This window comes from Streptacidiphilus sp. EB103A, assembly GCF_041261405.1.
In the GTDB taxonomy this organism is placed as follows: Bacteria; Actinomycetota; Actinomycetes; order Streptomycetales; family Streptomycetaceae; genus Streptacidiphilus.
Window position 1 is genome coordinate 81,579 of sequence record NZ_JBGCAQ010000008.1, and the last position, 16,448, is coordinate 98,026.

A 16,448-nucleotide genomic window follows, 5' to 3' on the forward strand; every position below is an offset into this window, starting at 1 on the left:
GCCCCGTTCGGCCCCGCGCGCGGGGCTGCTTCGCACGCCCCCTGTTGGCCTCGACAAGCCCCTGACCACTCCTGAGAGAGTTGTCACCGATCCTGTGAAACGCTTGGCCCCAAGGGGTCGACACCTCTACGTTCGTAGCAGGGGACGAGGCCGTGGAGAGCTTCCCCGCCTCCTGGAGGTTGCCTAGTGACCGTCTGCTGCCGATAGCATCCACCCCTGGACAGATACGTCCCCGAACCCCTCGATCACGCGGCCCCTCGCGCGGTCACCGTACGCCGGTACGCTCGGCGTCCATACCGTTCCCGGGCCCCCGCGACAAAGGTCTTCGATGCCCCTCAGTCCGTCCCCACGATCCGCGAGCCGTCCCCGTGTCACGCTTGCACGCGGCTGCTCGCCCTGGCTTGCCCCCACGGTCCTCACCGCCGCCGCCTGCACCGCCCTCACCCGGCGCAGCGGCAAGTGGGCCCTGGCGGCAGTACCGGCCTCCGCGCTCAGCGCGGGGATGCTGTGGTTCTTCCGCGACCCCGAGCGCACCATCGGCCAGGGTCGGGTGATCTCCCCCGCCGACGGCGTGGTGCAGAGCATCGACGCCTGGCCCGACGGCCGCACCCGGGTCGCGATCTTCATGAGCCCGCTCAATGTGCACGTCAACCGGGCGCCGCTGCCCGGCACGGTCACCTCGGTCGAGCATGTGGCCGGCGGGTTCGTCCCGGCGTTCAACAAGGACAGCGACCGCAACGAACGAGTGGTGTGGCACTTCGACACCGAGCTCGGCGACATCGAGATGGTCCAGATCGCCGGGGCCGTCGCCCGCCGGATCATCCCCTACCTGCCCGCCGGGACCAAGGTCGAGCAGGGCGAGCGGATCGGGCTGATCCGCTTCGGTTCGCGGGTCGACACCTATCTGCCCGCAGGCGTCGAGCCCGGGGTGCAGGTCGGCCAGAAGACCACGGCTGGGGTGACTCGCCTTGACCGTGACTGACCCCGAGACCCTGCAGGAGTCCGACGACGACCGGGACGGCGCGGCCCGTCGGCTGCGCTGGGTGCGCGACCGCGAGCTGCGCACCCCCCGTTCGCCCCAGCACCTGTCCACCGCGGACATGTTCACCCTGGGCAACGCCGTCTGCGGCTTCCTGGCGGTCTACTGCACCACCACCGGGGTGCTGATCCCACACCTCACCGGGGTGGCCACCAACGGCGACCGGCGCAGCGCGGCCACCGCGGTGACGCTGCTGCTGATCGGCTCGATGTGCGACCTGTTCGACGGCCTGGTGGCGCGCAAGCTGCGCTCCTCCGCGCTGGGCGCCGAACTGGACAACCTGGCCGACCTGATCAGCTTCGGCATCGCGCCTGCCTACTTCGTCGTGGTCTGGGGCATGGTCTCGGACGGCGCGCACCAGCGGGTGTCCGCCGGAATCGCCATCCTGGTGCTGCTCGCCGTGGTGCTGCGGCTGGCACGGTTCTCCTGCACCACGATGCGGCCCGGGGTGTTCCAGGGCATGCCCTGCCCGATGGGCGCGCTGACGGTGATCTCGATCGTGCTGCTCAACCCGCCGTTCGTGCTGGCCGTCCTGGGCATCGTCGCGGTGGCCGGGCTGATGGTGAGCCGGGTCGAGTACCCCAAGCCGCACGGGGTGCTGGCGACGGCGACGCTGTGCTGGATCGTGGTCAGCATGGGCTGCCTGGCGGCCTGGGCCACCGGCGTGCCCGGCGGCGAGACGCTGCTCAAGGTCGGCGCGACGCTCCAGGTCACGCTGGCGCTGGTGGCGCCGCTGATGGTGATCCGCCGCAAGGTCGGCGACGTCCGGGCCCGCCGCGCGGAGTCCCGTACCAGCTGAGTCCAGAGCAACTGAAGCCCCCGTGACCGCATCTGAGCGGACGCGGGGGCTTCGGCGTGGGCCGGCTCAGACCGCGGGGCTCGGCTCCGGCGCGGCCGCGACGGCGGCCGGTTCCGGCTTGCGCTCCCAGGGCGCCGGCTCGCCGCGTCGGACCAGGGCGAACACCAGCAGCCCCGCGGCGATGCCGGTGACGCCGGCGACCAGGTAGACCCGGTCGAGACCGGCCGCGAAGGAGGCGTGCACCAGCTGCCGGACGGTGTCCCGCCGGTCCGCGGGGACGGCGGCCAGCACCGCCTGGGCCCGGCCGCCGCTGAGCGCGGAGGCGGCCGCGTGCGGGTCGGTGAGGTGGCCGTCGGCCGTGACGAAGGACTGCACCCGATTGGCGAAGACCGTGCCGAGGACGGCGATGCCCAGGGCGTAGCCGAGCTGGCGGCCGGTGTTGACCACGCCGCTGGCCATCCCGACCCGCTCGCGCGGAACGCTGCCCAGAGCGGCGGACATCAGCACCGGCATGGCCGCGCCGACCCCGGCACCGCTGACGATCAGACCGGGCAGCGCCGTGGTCCAGGAGGAGCCGGGCGAGACCAGCATCAGCAGCAGCGCGCCGACGCCGACCAGGACCAGCCCGAGGCCGACCGGCAGCTGCGGCGGCGCCTTGCGGAAGATGCGGGCGTTGTTGCCGGAGACCACGAAGGCGGCCAGGGCCAGCGGGCAGACCGCCAGGCCCGCCTGGATCGGGCTGAGGCCCAGCACCGACTGCATCCAGATGCCGGTGTAGGTGAGGTGGGCGAAGGCGGCGGCGTTCACCAGCAGCGCGGCCAGGGTCAGCCCCACGAAGCTGCGGTTGCGCAGCAGCGACAGGTCCAACAGCGGGTCGGACACCCGCAGTTCCAGCAGGAAGAAGGCGAGCAGCGCCACGGCGGCCACGCCGAGCCAGATCAGCACGGTGCTGCTGCCCCAGCCCTGGTCGGCGCCCTCGATCAGGCCGTAGACCAGCGCACCGGAGAAGGCCGTGAAGGCGAAGGCTCCGGCGTAGTCGAGCGTCGCCGCGTCGAGTCGGCCCCGGCCAGGGCCCTGATCGCTTTTCAGATGACGCAGGGTCATCACTACGGCCAGTGCGGCGATCGGCAGATTGACGTAGAAGATCGCGCGCCAGTCGATCCGGTCGGTGAGCACCCCGCCGAGGACCGGGCCCACGGCCGCGGCGCCGCCGCTGACGGCGCCCCAGATGCCGAAGGCGGTGCCCCGGTCGCGGCCCTGGTAGGCGGCGTTGAGCAGCGAGGTGGTGGAGGTCAGCATCGCGGCGCCGCCGACGCCCTGGGCGGCGCGGGCCGCGATCAGGGTCGCGGCATCGGGCGCGAGGCCGCAGGCGAGCGAGGCGACGGCGAAGACGACCAGTCCGGCGAGGTAGAGCCGACGGTGGCCGAGTCGGTCGCCGAGCGCGCCGACGACCATCAGCAGGGCGGCCAGCACCAGTGCGTACATGTCCACCACCCACTGCAGCGAGGTGAAGGAGGAGTGCAGGTCGGAGGCCATGTCGGGCAGGGCGACATTCACGATGCTGACGTCGACCAGCAGCATGAAGGTGCCGAGGCAGATGGCGATCAGGGGGATCCACTTACGCATGCGACCAGCATCGGCGCCGGAGCACCGGGTTCCCCAGCCAGCGGCCCGCCAGCGGCGGAACTCGACATAATCTAGGCTGGAGCGGTGAAATCCCATGAGTTCGACCGGCTGGACCGGCAGCTGGTGCGCGCCCTCCAGGTCGACGGACGGGCCTCGTTCAACCGGATCGCGCAGGCGCTCGGGGTCTCCGACCAGACCGTCGCGCGCCGCTACGGCAGGCTGCGCGGCCAGGGATCGGTCCAGGTGATGGGGCTGACCAGCCCCGCCGTGATGGGCGAGGTCCAGTGGATCATCAGAGTCCAGTGCACCCCGGACGGCGCGGCCCCGGTCGCGGAGGCCCTGGCCCGCCGCGACGACACCGCCTGGATCAGCCTGATCTCCGGTGGCACCGAGATCACCTGCATGAGTCGCTCGGGCAGCGACCGCAACGACTCGCTGCTGCTGCAGCGGCTGCCGAGGACCCGCAGCGTGGTCGGGGTCACCGCCTACTGCGTGCTGCACACCTACTTCGGCGAATCACTCAGCCTGATCAGCAAGTTGGACACGCTGACGGTGGAGCAGGTGCAGCGGCTGGAGCCGGGGCCGTCCACCGCCGCACCACGGCCGGCCGGGTCGCTGGACGAGGCCGACCGCCGGATGCTGGCACTGTTGCAGCAGGACGGCCGTACCGGCCTGGCCGAGCTCGCGGCCGCCGGCGGGCTCTCGCAGACCTCGGTGCGCCGACGGATGGCCGAGCTGCAGGCGAGCGGGGTGCTCTACTTCGACATCGACTTCGACCGGAAGATCTTCGGGCTCGACACCGTGGCGATGCTGTGGCTGTCGGTCTCCCCGTCCGAGCTGGAGCGCACCGGGCGCGATCTGGCCGACCACCCCGAGGTGGCTTTCTGCTGCGCCACCACCGGGCCGACCAATCTGCACGCGGTGGTGATCTGCAAGTCCATTCCGGCCTTCTACACCTATCTGACCACCAGCATCTCCGCCCTGGACGCCGTCCAGCAGGTGGAGACCGGGCCGGTGCTGCGCCGGATCAAGGCCGCGGGCCCGTACCCGGCCGCGCCGGGGGACGTCCGGTACTGGAGCGGGCGGAAGGCGTAGCGCCGGCGGGGCTCAGCCCAGCGGGGGCAGCGCCTCCAGGGCGTGCAGGCTGAGCCGGTCCAGGCCGTCCACCACGGCGCCGGCCCGGTCGGCCGGGAGGACGGCGAAGACATGGCGGTCGAGTTCCTCGACATGGCGGCGGGCCGCCTGGACCAGCCGGGCCGCCCCGGCGGGGGTGAGCGTGACGACCTGCACCCGCTTGTCCTCGCTGGAGCGCTGCCGCTGGACCAGCCCGGTGGCGATCATCCGGTCGATCAGCCGGGTGGCCCCGCCGCTGGTGAGCACCAGGCGGCGGGAGAGGTCGCCCATGGGGGCGCCCTCCGGTTTGGCGGCCAGCAGCAGCAGGACTTCGAACATGGGGTGGCTGAGCCCGCTCTCGTGCTCCATCGAGGAGCCGAGCAGGCGCTCCAGCCGGTTGGCCGCGGTCAGCAGCACTCCGAAGGCCTGGATCCGGGAGTCGGCGACCGCGTCCGCGGGCGAATCGATCCGTCCTAAGGCTGTCATGTCCATTCCCCTCACCCGACTGCTGCCACACACCGTACTCGCCCTGCGGGTGGGGCAGTCGGCCGCGGGGCCGCGGGTCTCAGCGGCCGCCCTCGTGCACGCTGAAGGCGCTGCGGCGGGCCGCGCGGGCCACACCGGGGTCGGGGTGGGCCGAGGCGACGGCGGCCAGGACCTGGCCCGCCCTGGGGTGGCCGATCCTGCGGGCCAGCGCGAACAGCCGGCCCGGGTCGCCGTCGGTGGCGCCCTGGACATGGCGGACCAGCATCGCGGTGTCGCCGTGTTCGAGCACGGCCGCGCCGGTGTCCACCCACAGCCAGGCGGCGTCGTCCTGGCCGAGCACGTCCGAGGGCAGCACCTCCTCGTCGGTCTGCTCGGCCAGCCAGAGCAGCGCGTACGGGCGCAGCAGCGGCTCCTCGGTGCAGTCCCTGATGGCCGGCTCGGCCGGGTGCCCGGCGACCCGCAGCGCCTCGAAGGCGAGCCCGCGCAGCAGCGCGTCCTCGCCGCGGGCGACGTCGAGCAGGTCCGCGACCGCGCTCTCGGCCTGACGGGCCGCCAGCCAGGCCCGGTACTCGGCGCGGGCCGGGCCCGGGGAGTACTGCGCGCAGGCCGTCAGCAGCTCCAGCGCGGACTGCTCGATGTGCCCGGCGGCGGTCTGCGCGACGGTGCAGATCTCCTCCAGCTTGGCCCGCACCGCCCAGTGGCCCAGCGGGGTGAGCTCGGCGCAGACGTCCGCGACGGCGCTCTCGGCGTCGGCCGTGGCGAGGTCGGTGCGGACGGCGAGGTCGGTGCGGACCACGGCGCCGACGGCGGCGAAGCCGTCCAGCATCCAGTCCAGGACCCCGGCGACCTCGGTCGCGCCCGGAGTGAGGGTCAGCGCCAGCGCGCTGTCGCCGCGGACGGCGCTGACGGCCCAGGCGGCGTGCGGGACGGGGGCGCCCAGCGCGGGGGGAACGCCCCCGTGCCACTGCTCCTCCAGGCCGCGGCGCAGCAGTTCCAGCAGCTCGGTGAGCGGCACCGGGCCGTCCACCAGGTGCAGGAAGGAGAGCAGTTGCGGGGCGTGGTCGACGGCGAGCCCGGCCAGCGAGGTCAGGTTGCGGTCCGGTACCGGCACCAGCAGCGTCCAGGCGTCGAACAGCGCCGCCCAGCCGCGCAGCACGGCCTCGTCGTCGTGCTCCCAGGCGTGCAGCCGCCAGCCGGGGCCCGCGCCGCTGCCGCGCAGTTCGACCAGGCCGGCCAGCCGGGCCCGTTCCCAGGAGGCGACGGCGGCGTCATGGGTCATCGCCAGAGCGCGGCCGGCCGAGACCACGTCGCCCTCCAGCAGGTCGCCGCGCCGGTCGACGTTGGGCAGTTCGCCGGCCCAGCGGGCGATCCGGACCGCGTCGGCGAGCAGCCTGCGGGCGAGCGGGGAGAGCTGGGCGGGGCCGGGCAGCCCAGCAGGGGGCGTGCGGCGTGCATGCGCGCCGGAGCGCGCAGCGCCGGCGCTGCCCCCGCCTGCGGGTGGCACTGTGCCTGAGGTCGCCGCGCGGGGCTGCGGCGGGCGGGCGGCGGTCGGCAGCCGGGTCACCCTCGCGGGTGCACCCTCCTGTCGCCCGCCGACGGTGTCGGGTCGGCCAGAAATCTCGGATCGGCCAGTACGGTCACGCGAATTCCGGGACGTCACGCCGTGCAGTCTTCCCCGTCCGCGGGCCAGTTGTCACATCCCCTGGCGCGGCGGGGTCCTATCGGTCCCGGAATGGTGACGGAAGGGTCACAGGAGGGGGGTGAGGAATCTGAGCAGGGTCGCCTGGTAGCGCTCCGGATCCGCGTTCCACAGCGCCTCGTGCTCCGCGCCGGCGTACTCCTCGTAGACCACGAGATGCTCGCGCCGCCGGGCGAGCTCCCGGGCCGGGGCGACGGCCGCGACGGTGTCGTCCGCGCTGTGCAGCAACAGCGCCGGGACGGTGAGGTCGGCGCCGAGGGCCAGCCGGTCGAAACCGGCCGGATCGACCGCGGAGCGCCCCTGGGCCGCCCGTACGCCCAACTCGGCCAGGGCGCCGGGGACGCCGCGCCTGGTGGCCTGACGGCGCACCGTGTCCTCCCAGTCCAGCACCGGGGAGTCCAGCACCAGGCCGCGGACGGCCTCGCGGTGGTCGGAGCGGGCCGCCGCCCGGAGCGCCATGGTGGCTCCGACGGACCAGCCGTAGAGCAGGATCCGCCCCGCGCCGCCGTCCACCGCGAGACGGATCGCGGCCTCCACGTCGCGCCACTCGGTCTCGCCGAAGTGGGCGATGCCGTCGGGCGAGCGCGGCGCGCCCTCGTCGTTGCGGTAGGTCACCACCAGCACCGGGACCTTGAGCCGGTCCAGCAGCGGCAGCAGCGGCAGCGCCTGGCGGCGGTCGGCGCCGATGCCGTGGACGGCGATCACGCACAGGTCGCGCACGCCCGGCAGGTACCAGGCGGGCATCGGGCCGAGCTCGCCGCGGACATGGATCTCGGAGTAGTCGAGGCCGAGCGCGGAGCGGGGGTCGCCGGTGAGGACCTGCGGGGTGATCAGCACGGTCTGCCCGACCGCGAGCGCGGCGCCGGCGGTGCTCTCCAGCCGACGCACCACGGTCTGCGCGGTGGTGCCGAGCACCTCGCCCACGACCGCGTGTCCTGACGCGTACTCAAGCGCGTAGCGGCCGGGGCGCTGGGTCTCCCAGGAGCGGGTCAGCTCGACCCGCCCGGCGGCCAGGGAGTGGACCCGGAGCCCGCCGCCCGCCGCCGGGGCCGCGCCGCGGGGCCGGACCGAGAAATCGGAGACCACCCGTCCGGCGACCAGTGCGGCCGCGCCGGCGCCCACCGCCGTGGCCGTGGCCAGCACAGCCGTTCGTCCCCAGCGCATCTGGCTCCCAAGGTCGGTCCGCTACGACGTCCATACCCGCTCCAGACAATCCCAGTACCCCGCGGCGGTACGCGCCAGCGGTGCGCGGCCATCCGACGGAGTGTCCGAGTCCACCGTGCGCACCTGACACAGTGGGCATTGCCGCAGGTCCGGGGCATCGGTAGCGTGCCGGGCACTATCCGCAGCAGGGAAGCAGGTCTCGCGTGGGCACGTCCGCCACCGCCAACGGCGGTGTCTCGTTCTGGTATTCGACCATCGGGCTCCCCACCCCGCGAAGGCCGCTGGACGGTTCGGCCGAGGCCGATGTCTGCATCGTGGGCGGCGGCTACACCGGCCTGTGGACCGCGTACTACCTGAAGAAGGCCGATCCCGGCCTGCGCGTCACCGTCCTGGAGCAGCGCTTCTGCGGGTACGGCGCGTCCGGCCGCAACGGCGGCTGGCTCTACAACGGCTTCGCCGGGCGCGGCGTCTTCGCCCGCAGGTACGGCAAACCCGGCGCGATCGCCATGCAGCAGGCGATGAACGGCGCGGTGGACGAGGTGATCGCGGTGTGCGCGGCCGAGGGCATCGACGCCGACATCGCCAAGGGCGGGATGATGGAGGTCGCCCGCACCCCCGCCCAGTTGGAGCGGCTTGGGGCGTACGTCGAGAACGAGCACTCCTTCGGCGAGACCGGCCTGGAGCTGCTGAGCCCGACCGAGGCCGCCGCGCGGATCGACGTGGACGGCGCCCTGGGCGCCTGCTGGACCCCGCACGGGGCCCGGATCCAGCCCGCGAAGCTGGTGGTCGGGCTGGCCCGGGTGGTCGAGTCGATGGGCGTGTCGGTGTACGAGTCCACGACGGTGACCGAGATCGTTCCGGGCTCGTCAAGTGCGCTCGCCAAGGCGGTCACCGACCGGGGCACGGTGTCGGCGCGATTCGTGCTGCGGGCCACCGAGGGCTTCACCTCGGCGCTGCGCGGCGAGCGGCGGTCCTGGCTGCCGATGAACTCCTCGATGGTGGTCACCGAGCCGCTGCCGGCCGCGTTCTGGGAGGCGGTCGGCTGGTCCGGGCGGGAGACCCTGGGCGACATGGCGCACGCCTACATGTACGCGCAGCGCACCGCCGACGACCGGATCGCCCTGGGCGGACGCGGCGTCCCGTACCGCTTCGGCTCGCGCACCGACAACGACGGGCTGACGGCGCAGAAGACGGTGGACCAGCTGCGGGCGATCCTGGAGGACTTCTTCCCGGCCGCGGCCGGAGCGCGGATCGACCACGCCTGGTCCGGTGTGCTGGGCGTGCCACGGGACTGGTGTTCGACGGTGGAGCTGGACCCGGCCACCGGTCTCGGCCTGGCCGGCGGCTATGTCGGCAGCGGCGTGACCACCACCAACCTGGCCGCCCGGACCCTGCGGGACCTGGTGCTAGGGGAGGACACCGGGCTGACGGCACTGCCCTGGGTGAACCACCGGGTCAGGCGCTGGGAGCCGGAACCGCTGCGCTGGATCGGCGTGCACGGCATGTACGCCGCCTACCACGCGGCGGACCGGCAGGAACGCGGCGGCAGGGCGACGACCTCGCCGATCGCCCGGGTCGCCGACGTGGTCTCGGGACGGCACTGAGCCGGGACGGACCGGCGGGCGGGCCGCAGGGCGCTGACTGTCCGCAGTCGCGTGCGGACTCCCCGAGATGCGGAACACGGAGCGGTGGCTGAGGCTGGGATCCGGGGGGAGTCGGAAGACCGCAGCAGCACTGACCGCCTGGGGTGCCCATGTCTGTCCTACTCTGCGTCGTCATAGCTCCGATCGGCCTGCTCGTGATCCTGGGCATGTCATGGTTCGAGGACCACTTCCTCCGCCCGCCCACCAGCCCCGGTGAGCAGGTCGTACTCAGCCAGGTCGTGCAGGGGCAGGTGCTGCCCGGTCCGGTCCTGGGCCCGGTCCAGGCCCCGGCGTCGTCCGAGCCGGGATCGCCCGGCGTCGAACTGCTGCGCGTCGTCCGCACACCGAAGCAGCTGCCGGCGAGCAAGAACAACGCCGCCTGAGAAGGGGGCCGTCGGTGGCCGGGGTCGGCGTCGGTTGACGCTCGGTCCGGCTGCGTGGTGGTATCAGCAGGCCAAACGGAGGCATGGAGAGGAAGCCGGTGAAGGGGGAGACCCCCAGTCCGGCGCGGTCCCGCCACTGTCACCGGGGAGCGCCCTCGAACGACGGCCACGGCGGCGGCCACACCTGCTTCAGGCGGTGGCAGCTGCGGGAAGGCCCGGGGGCGTGTCGATCCGGGAGCCAGGAGACTCTCGCCCCCGGTTCGTCGATCCAGGGCGCGGACCCTGAGTGAGGACATTCACCGCCATGCGCGTTGCTGCCGCACCACCACTTCTGCCTGTAGTCCCCGTCGCCGCTCAGCCCTGCGGCTGACCGCCGTGCGGGCGACCACCGCCCTGGGCCTCGCAGCGGGATTCGCGGCCGACGCCGCCCTCGGCGACCCCCGGCGCGGGCACCCGGTGGCCGGGTTCGGCCGGGCGGCCGGAGCACTGGAGCGGCTGATCTGGCGTGACCGGCGCGGCACCGGAGCGGTCTTCACCGGGCTCTGCGTCGGCGCCGTCGCCGGGGCGGCCCGCTGCGGCGAGCACGCCCTGCGCGGCAACCCGGCCGGGACGGCGCTGTTCACGGCCGGGGCCACCTGGACCGTGCTCGGCGGCGCCTCCCTGGTGCGGGAGGCGCGCACCATTGGCGCCGCGCTGGAGGCGGGTGACCTCGCGGCCGCGCGCAAGCGGCTGCCCTACCTCTGCGGCCGCGACCCCAGGGAGCTGACCGAGCAGCAGATCGCCCGTGCGGTGGTCGAGTCGGTGGCCGAGAACACCGCCGACGCGGTGGTGAACGCCCTGGTGTGGGGCGCGGTGGCGGGCGCTCCCGGGCTGCTGGCGTTCCGCGCGGTGAACACCCTGGACGCCATGGTGGGCCATCGCTCGCCCCGCTACCTGCGGTTCGGCTGGGCCTCGGCCCGGCTCGACGACGTGGCGGGCTGGCCGGGGGCCCGGTTCACCGCGCTGCTGACGGTGGTCGCGGCGGGGTCGGAACACCGCCGGGACGCCTGGCGGGTCTGGCGGGCGGACGCCTCCAGCCACCCCAGCCCCAACGCCGGCCAGGCGGAGGCGGCCTTCGCGGGGGCGCTCGGGGTGCGACTGGGCGGGACCTTGAAGTACGGCGAAAGAACCGAGCACCGTCCGGTGCTCGGGGCCGGGTCGCGGCCGGTGGCGGTCGCGGACATCGAACGGGCCTGTCGGCTTTCGCGACGGGTAGGACTGCTGGCGGTCGGCGTGACCGCGCTGGTCGCGGCAGGAAAGGGGAGGCGCCGATGAACGGGGCACTGCTGGTCGCGGGGACCACGTCGGACGCGGGGAAGAGCGTGGTCACCGCCGGTGTCTGCCGCTGGCTGGCGCGCCAGGGGGTCTCGGTCGCGCCGTTCAAGGCGCAGAACATGTCGCTGAACTCCTTTGTCACCGCCGACGGCGCCGAGATCGGCCGGGCCCAGGCGATGCAGTCGGCCGCCGCCCGGATCGAACCCGAGGCGGCGATGAACCCGGTGCTGCTCAAGCCCGGCGCCGACCACCGCAGCCAGGTGGTGGTGCTGGGGCAGCCGGTCGCCGAGGTCGGCGCGCTGGACTACCGCGAGCGCAAGCCCGCGCTGCTGCGGATCGCCCTGGACTGCCTGGCCGATCTGCGCAGCCGCTACGACGTGGTGGTCTGCGAGGGCGCGGGCTCCCCCGCCGAGATCAACCTGCGGGACCGGGACATCGCCAACATGGGCCTGGCGGTCGCGGCCTCGCTGCCGGTGGTGGTGGTCGGCGACATCGACCGCGGCGGGGTGTTCGCGTCCATGTACGGGACGCTGGCGCTGCTGTCGGCCGAGGACCAGCGGCACCTGGCCGGCTGGATCGTCAACAAGTTCCGCGGCGACGTCCGGCTGCTCAAGCCCGGTCTGGACATGCTGGAAAAGCTGACGCACCGTCCGTCCCTGGGGGTGCTGCCGATGCTGCCGGGGCTCTGGCTGGACGCCGAGGACTCGCTGGACCTGGCCGGCCTGGTCGACCGGGCGCCCAGCGGCGGCGCCTCCGGGGAGGAGGTGCTGCGGGTCTCCGTGGTGCGGCTGCCCCGGCTGTCCAACTTCACCGACATCGACGCGCTGGCGCAGGAGCCCGGCGTGCTGGTGCGCTGGGCGACCCGGCCGGAGGAGCTGGCCGACGCCGACCTGGTGGTGCTCCCCGGAACCCGGGCGACCGTCGCCGACCTGCTCTGGCTGCGCGAGCGCGGCCTGGACGCGGCGCTGGCCGGTCGCGCCGCCGAGGGACGGCCGGTGCTGGGGGTGTGCGGCGGCTACCAGATGCTGGGGCGGACCATCGTGGACGAGGTCGAGTCCAAGGCCGGAGCCGTCCCCGGGCTGGGGCTGCTGCCGGTACGGGTGGAGTTCGCGGCCGCGAAGACCCTGGCCCGGCCGGTGGGCGAGGCCTACGGGGAGACCGTGGCCGGCTACGAGATCCACCACGGGACGGCTGTCGTCGAGGGCGGCGAGCCCTGGCTGGACGGAGTGCGCCAGGGCGCGCTGTGGGGCACCACCTGGCACGGCGCGCTGGAGAACGACGGCTTCCGCCGCGCCTTTCTGCGCGAGGTCGCGGCAGCCGCCGGGCGGCGCTTCGTCCCGGCCCCGGACACCAGCTTCGCCGCCGCGCGCGAGGAACGGCTGGACCGGCTGGGCGACCTGATCGAAGAACACGCCGACACCGCGGCGCTGCTGCGGCTGATCGAGGACGGTGTGCCGGACGGACTGCCGTTCGTGCCGCCGGGTGCGCCGTGACCGAACGAACCACTTCTGGAGAGGTACCTGCTGTGACAACGGTGCTGCTGCTGTCCACCTCGGACACCGACCTGCTGGCGGCCGGTGCCGCCGACGCCGGGTACCGGGTCGGCAACCCGACCCGGGTCGAGGTCGGTGAGGAGCTGGACCGGCTGCTCACCGGCTCGGACGTGGTCGTCGTGCGCCTGCTCGGCGGCCGGCGCGCCTGGGAGGAGGGGCTGGCCGCGATCGCCCGCTCCGGGGTGCCCGCAGTGCTGCTGGGCGGCGAGTCGGTGCCGGACGCCGAGCTGATGGGGATGTCCTCGGTCCCGGCCGGGGTGGTCGCCGAGGCGCTGTCCTACCTGGTCGAGGGCGGTCCGGCCAACCTGGCCGAGCTGGCCCGGTTCCTCTCCGACACGGTGCTGCTGACCGGCGAGGGCTTCGCCCCGCCGCAGCCGATGCCGCTCTACGGGGTCAGCGGCTCGCGTCCGGTGGTGGAGGGCCGTCCCACTGTCGGGGTGCTCTTCTACCGGGCGCACGAACTGTCCGGCAACACCGCCTTCGTGGACACCCTGTGCGACGCGGTGGAGGCCAGAGGCGGCAATGCGCTGCCGGTGTTCTGCGGCTCGCTGCGCGGCGCCGACGCCGAGCTGTTCGCGCTGCTGGGCCGCTGCGACGCGGTGGTGGCGACGGTGCTGGCCTCCGGCGGCACGGTGGCGGCCGACGCCAGCGCCGGGGGCGCCGAGGAGGCCTGGGACATCGGGGCGCTGGCCCAACTGGACATCCCGGTGCTGCAGGGCCTGTGCCTGACCTCCTCCCGCGCCGCCTGGGAGGCCTCGGACGCGGCACTCTCGCCGATGGACGCGGCCATGCAGGTCGCCATCCCCGAGTTCGACGGACGGCTGATCACCGTCCCGTTCTCGTTCAAGGAGCTGGGCGAGGACGGCATCCCGGTCTACGCCGCCGACCCCGAGCGGGCCGGACGGGTGGCCGGGATCGCGCTGCGGCACGCGGCGCTGAAGCACAAGCCCAATGCCGAGAAGAAGATCGCCGTGGTCTTCACCGCCTACCCGACCAAGCACTCCAGGGTCGGCAACGCGGTGGGCCTGGACACCCCCGCCTCGGCGGTGCGGCTGCTGGACGCGCTGCGCGGGGCCGGCTACCGGGTCGCCGACTACCCGTCCGGCGGCGACGAGCTGATCCACAAGCTGATCGCCGCCGGCGGCCACGACGTGGAGTGGCTGACCGAGGAGCAGCTGCGGGCCGCCCCGGCCCGGGTGCCGCTGGCCGACTACCAGCGCTGGTTCGCCACCCTGGAGCCCGAGTTGCGGGAGGGCATCCTGCGGCACTGGGGCGAGGCGCCCGGCAGCCTCTACGTCGACAACGGCGACATCGTGCTGGCCGCGCTGCAGTTCGACAACGTGATGCTGATGATCCAGCCTCCGCGCGGCTTCGGCGAGAACCCCATCGCCATCTACCACGACCCCGACCTGCCGCCCTCGCACCACTACCTGGCCGCCTACCGCTGGCTGGAGCAGTCCTGGGGCGCCGACGCCGTGGTCCACCTGGGCAAGCACGGCACCATGGAGTGGCTGCCCGGCAAGGGCCTCGGCCTGTCGGCGGGCTGCGCCCCGGACGCGGTGCTGGGCGAACTGCCGCTGGTCTACCCGTTCATCGTGAACGACCCCGGCGAGGGCACCCAGGCCAAGCGCCGCGGCCACGCCACCGTCGTGGACCACCTGGTGCCGCCGATGGCCCGCGCCGACACCTATGGCGACCTGGCCAAGCTGGAGCAGCTGCTCGACGAGTACGCGCTGGTCAAGGACTTGGACCCGGCCAAGGCCCCGGCGGTCCGGGCCCAGATCTGGACCCTGGTGAAGGCCGCCGAGCTGCACCACGACCTGCATGTCGAGGACCAGCCCGACGAAGAGGCCTTCGACGAGTTCGTGATGCACATCGACGGCTACCTCTGCGAGATCAAGGACGTTCAGATCCGCGACGGCCTGCACATCCTGGGCAGCGGGCCGGTCGACGAGGCCAGGGTCAACCTGGTGCTGGCGGTGCTGCGTTCGGCGCAGGTGTGGGGTGGGAAGGCCGATGCGCTGCCGGGGCTACGGGCGGCGCTGGCGGCGGAATTCGGGCTGGTGGAGAAGGAGTTGCTGGCGGAGCCGGGCACGCCGGTGAAGGTTCCGGCCGAGCTGACAGCCCTGGTGGCCGGACCGGCCCGGAGCGCGGCCGACGCGGTGGACCTGCTGGAACAGCTGTGCCGCAGGCTGGCCGAGGGCATGGAGCAGGCGGGTTGGGCCGCTGCCGCCGCCGAGCCGCTGGTACGGGAGGTGCTGGGGCACCGCAACGCCGACGCCGTGGCCGTGCTGCGGTTCGCCGCCGACGAGGTGGTCCCCCGGCTGGAGCGGACCACCGACGAGCTGACCCACATCCTGCGGGCCCTGCGCGGCGGCTACGTCCCCGCCGGACCGTCGGGTTCGCCGACCCGCGGACTGGTGAACGTCCTGCCGACCGGCCGGAACTTCTACTCCGTCGACCCCAAGGCCATTCCCTCCCGGCTGAGTTGGGAGGTCGGCCAGGCGCTGGCCGACTCGCTGGTGGCCCGCTACCTGGCCGACACCGGCGGCTATCCGCGCTCGGTCGGGCTGACCGTGTGGGGCACCTCCTGCATGCGCACCCAGGGCGACGACATCGCCGAGATCCTGGCCCTGCTCGGCTGCCGTCCGGTCTGGGACGACGCCTCCCGCCGGGTCACCGGCTTCGAGGTCGTCCCGACGGCCGAACTCGGCCGTCCCCGGGTGGATGTGACGGTCCGTATCTCCGGCTTCTTCCGGGACGCCTTCCCGCATGTGGTGGCGCTGCTGGACGACGCGGTGCAGGCGGTGGCGGCGCTGGACGAGCCCGAGGACGCCAACTACGTCCGGGCCCACGTCGAGCAGGACACCGCCGAGCACGGCGACCGCCGCCGGGCCACGGCCAGGATCTTCGGTTCAAAGCCCGGTGCCTACGGCGCGGGCCTGCTGCCGCTGATCGACGCCCGCAACTGGCACTCGGACGCGGACCTCGCCGAGGTCTACGCGGTCTGGGGCGGCTACGCCTACGGCCGCGGCCTGGACGGCCGGGCCGCGCGGGGCGACATGGAACAGGCGTTCCGCCGGATCTCGGTGGCGGCGAAGAATGTGGACACCCGCGAGCACGACATCGTCGACGCCGACGACTACTTCCAGTACCACGGCGGCATGGTGGCGATGGTGCGCCACCTGACGGGGACGTCACCCGAGGCCTATGTCGGCGACAGCGCGACCCCGGACCAGGTCAAGACCCGCACCCTCGGCGAGGAGACCCACCGGGTCTTCCGCGCCCGGGTGGTCAACCCCCGCTGGATGGCGGCCATGCGCCGCCACGGCTACAAGGGCGCCTTCGAGATGGCCGCGACGGTGGACTACCTCTTCGGCTACGACGCCACGGCAGGGGTGGTGGACGACTGGATGTACGAGAAGCTGGCGACCGAGTACGTCTTCGACCCCACCAACCGCGAGTTCATGAAGCAGTCCAACCCGTGGGCCCTGCGCGGCATCACCGAACGTCTGCTGGAGGCGGCCGACCGGCAGCTGTGGGCCGAGCCGGACCAGAACACCCTGGACCAGTTGCGCGCCACCTACCTCGAACTCGAAGGCGACCTCGAAGGGGACGACCAGTGACCG

At 73.5% G+C, this 16,448-nt stretch carries 12 protein-coding genes and 1 riboswitch; of the genes, 8 read left to right on the top strand and 4 right to left on the bottom strand.

Annotation, left to right across the window (positions count from 1 at the left end; genetic code table 11):
• Positions 1-328: 328 nt before the first annotated feature.
• Complete coding sequence (locus tag ABH941_RS14830) at positions 329-982, top strand: phosphatidylserine decarboxylase (protein ID WP_133999538.1); 654 nt, start codon at positions 329-331, stop codon at positions 980-982.
• On the top strand, positions 969-1,838 hold the full coding sequence (locus ABH941_RS14835; RefSeq protein ID WP_370129571.1) for a phosphatidylcholine/phosphatidylserine synthase: 870 nt from the start codon (positions 969-971) through the stop codon (positions 1,836-1,838). Before ABH941_RS14830 ends, ABH941_RS14835 begins: the two co-directional genes overlap by 14 nt.
• A 66-nt stretch (positions 1,839-1,904) precedes the next feature.
• On the opposite strand, the gene ABH941_RS14840 is transcribed toward ABH941_RS14835, so the two are convergent.
• A complete protein-coding gene (locus ABH941_RS14840) occupies positions 1,905-3,464 on the bottom strand; it encodes an MFS transporter (protein ID WP_370129573.1) in 1,560 nt (519 codons plus the stop codon).
• A gap of 84 nt (positions 3,465-3,548) precedes the next feature.
• Between ABH941_RS14840 and ABH941_RS14845 the strand changes: the two genes are divergently transcribed.
• Positions 3,549-4,559 carry an Lrp/AsnC family transcriptional regulator gene (locus ABH941_RS14845; protein ID WP_370129574.1) on the top strand — a complete coding sequence of 337 codons (1,011 nt, stop codon included), beginning with the start codon at positions 3,549-3,551 and terminating at the stop codon, positions 4,557-4,559.
• Between the two features lie 12 nt (positions 4,560-4,571).
• Here the strand turns inward: ABH941_RS14845 and ABH941_RS14850 are convergent, their stop codons facing one another.
• The 3 genes from ABH941_RS14850 to ABH941_RS14860 all read right to left on the bottom strand — a co-directional run bounded on the left by ABH941_RS14850 (position 4,572) and on the right by ABH941_RS14860 (position 7,926).
• Positions 4,572-5,063, bottom strand: coding sequence for a MarR family winged helix-turn-helix transcriptional regulator (locus ABH941_RS14850; protein WP_370129575.1), 492 nt, complete (start codon positions 5,061-5,063; stop codon positions 4,572-4,574).
• A 79-nt stretch (positions 5,064-5,142) separates the two neighbouring features.
• A complete protein-coding gene (locus ABH941_RS14855; RefSeq protein ID WP_370129576.1) occupies positions 5,143-6,627 on the bottom strand; it encodes a hypothetical protein in 1,485 nt (494 codons plus the stop codon).
• Between the two features lie 183 nt (positions 6,628-6,810).
• Positions 6,811-7,926, bottom strand: a complete 1,116-nt coding sequence (locus ABH941_RS14860) for an alpha/beta hydrolase family protein (protein ID WP_370129577.1) — start codon at positions 7,924-7,926, stop codon at positions 6,811-6,813.
• A gap of 203 nt (positions 7,927-8,129) precedes the next feature.
• On the opposite strand from ABH941_RS14860, the gene ABH941_RS14865 reads away from it, so the two are divergent.
• The 5 genes from ABH941_RS14865 to cobN all read left to right on the top strand — a co-directional run bounded on the left by ABH941_RS14865 (position 8,130) and on the right by cobN (position 16,445).
• Positions 8,130-9,530 carry an NAD(P)/FAD-dependent oxidoreductase gene (locus ABH941_RS14865; protein ID WP_370129578.1) on the top strand — a complete coding sequence of 467 codons (1,401 nt, stop codon included), beginning with the start codon at positions 8,130-8,132 and terminating at the stop codon, positions 9,528-9,530.
• Positions 9,531-9,679: 149 nt separating this feature from the next.
• Positions 9,680-9,952 carry a hypothetical protein gene (locus ABH941_RS14870; protein WP_370129579.1) on the top strand — a complete coding sequence of 91 codons (273 nt, stop codon included), beginning with the start codon at positions 9,680-9,682 and terminating at the stop codon, positions 9,950-9,952.
• 41 nt (positions 9,953-9,993) lie between these two features.
• Positions 9,994-10,224: riboswitch (cobalamin riboswitch) on the top strand.
• A 103-nt stretch (positions 10,225-10,327) separates the two neighbouring features.
• Positions 10,328-11,266, top strand: coding sequence for a cobalamin biosynthesis protein (locus ABH941_RS14875; RefSeq protein ID WP_370129580.1), 939 nt, complete (start codon positions 10,328-10,330; stop codon positions 11,264-11,266).
• Complete coding sequence (locus ABH941_RS14880) at positions 11,263-12,759, top strand: cobyric acid synthase (protein WP_370129581.1); 1,497 nt, start codon at positions 11,263-11,265, stop codon at positions 12,757-12,759. Before ABH941_RS14875 ends, ABH941_RS14880 begins: the two co-directional genes overlap by 4 nt.
• Before the next feature lie 32 nt (positions 12,760-12,791).
• The gene (cobN, locus tag ABH941_RS14885) at positions 12,792-16,445 is read left to right on the top strand and encodes a cobaltochelatase subunit CobN (RefSeq protein ID WP_370129582.1); all 3,654 of its coding nucleotides are present in this window, start codon (positions 12,792-12,794) and stop codon (positions 16,443-16,445) included.
• Positions 16,446-16,448 lie beyond the last annotated feature (3 nt).

Coding starts and splice junctions, on each gene's coding strand:
- ABH941_RS14830 (WP_133999538.1), top strand. CDS start 329: ATGCCCCTCAGTCCGTCCCCACGATCCGCGAGCCGTCCCCGTGTCACG.
- ABH941_RS14840 (WP_370129573.1), bottom strand. CDS start 3,464: ATGCGTAAGTGGATCCCCCTGATCGCCATCTGCCTCGGCACCTTCATG.
- ABH941_RS14850 (WP_370129575.1), bottom strand. CDS start 5,063: ATGACAGCCTTAGGACGGATCGATTCGCCCGCGGACGCGGTCGCCGAC.
- ABH941_RS14860 (WP_370129577.1), bottom strand. CDS start 7,926: ATGCGCTGGGGACGAACGGCTGTGCTGGCCACGGCCACGGCGGTGGGC.
- ABH941_RS14870 (WP_370129579.1), top strand. CDS start 9,680: ATGTCTGTCCTACTCTGCGTCGTCATAGCTCCGATCGGCCTGCTCGTG.
- ABH941_RS14880 (WP_370129581.1), top strand. CDS start 11,263: ATGAACGGGGCACTGCTGGTCGCGGGGACCACGTCGGACGCGGGGAAG.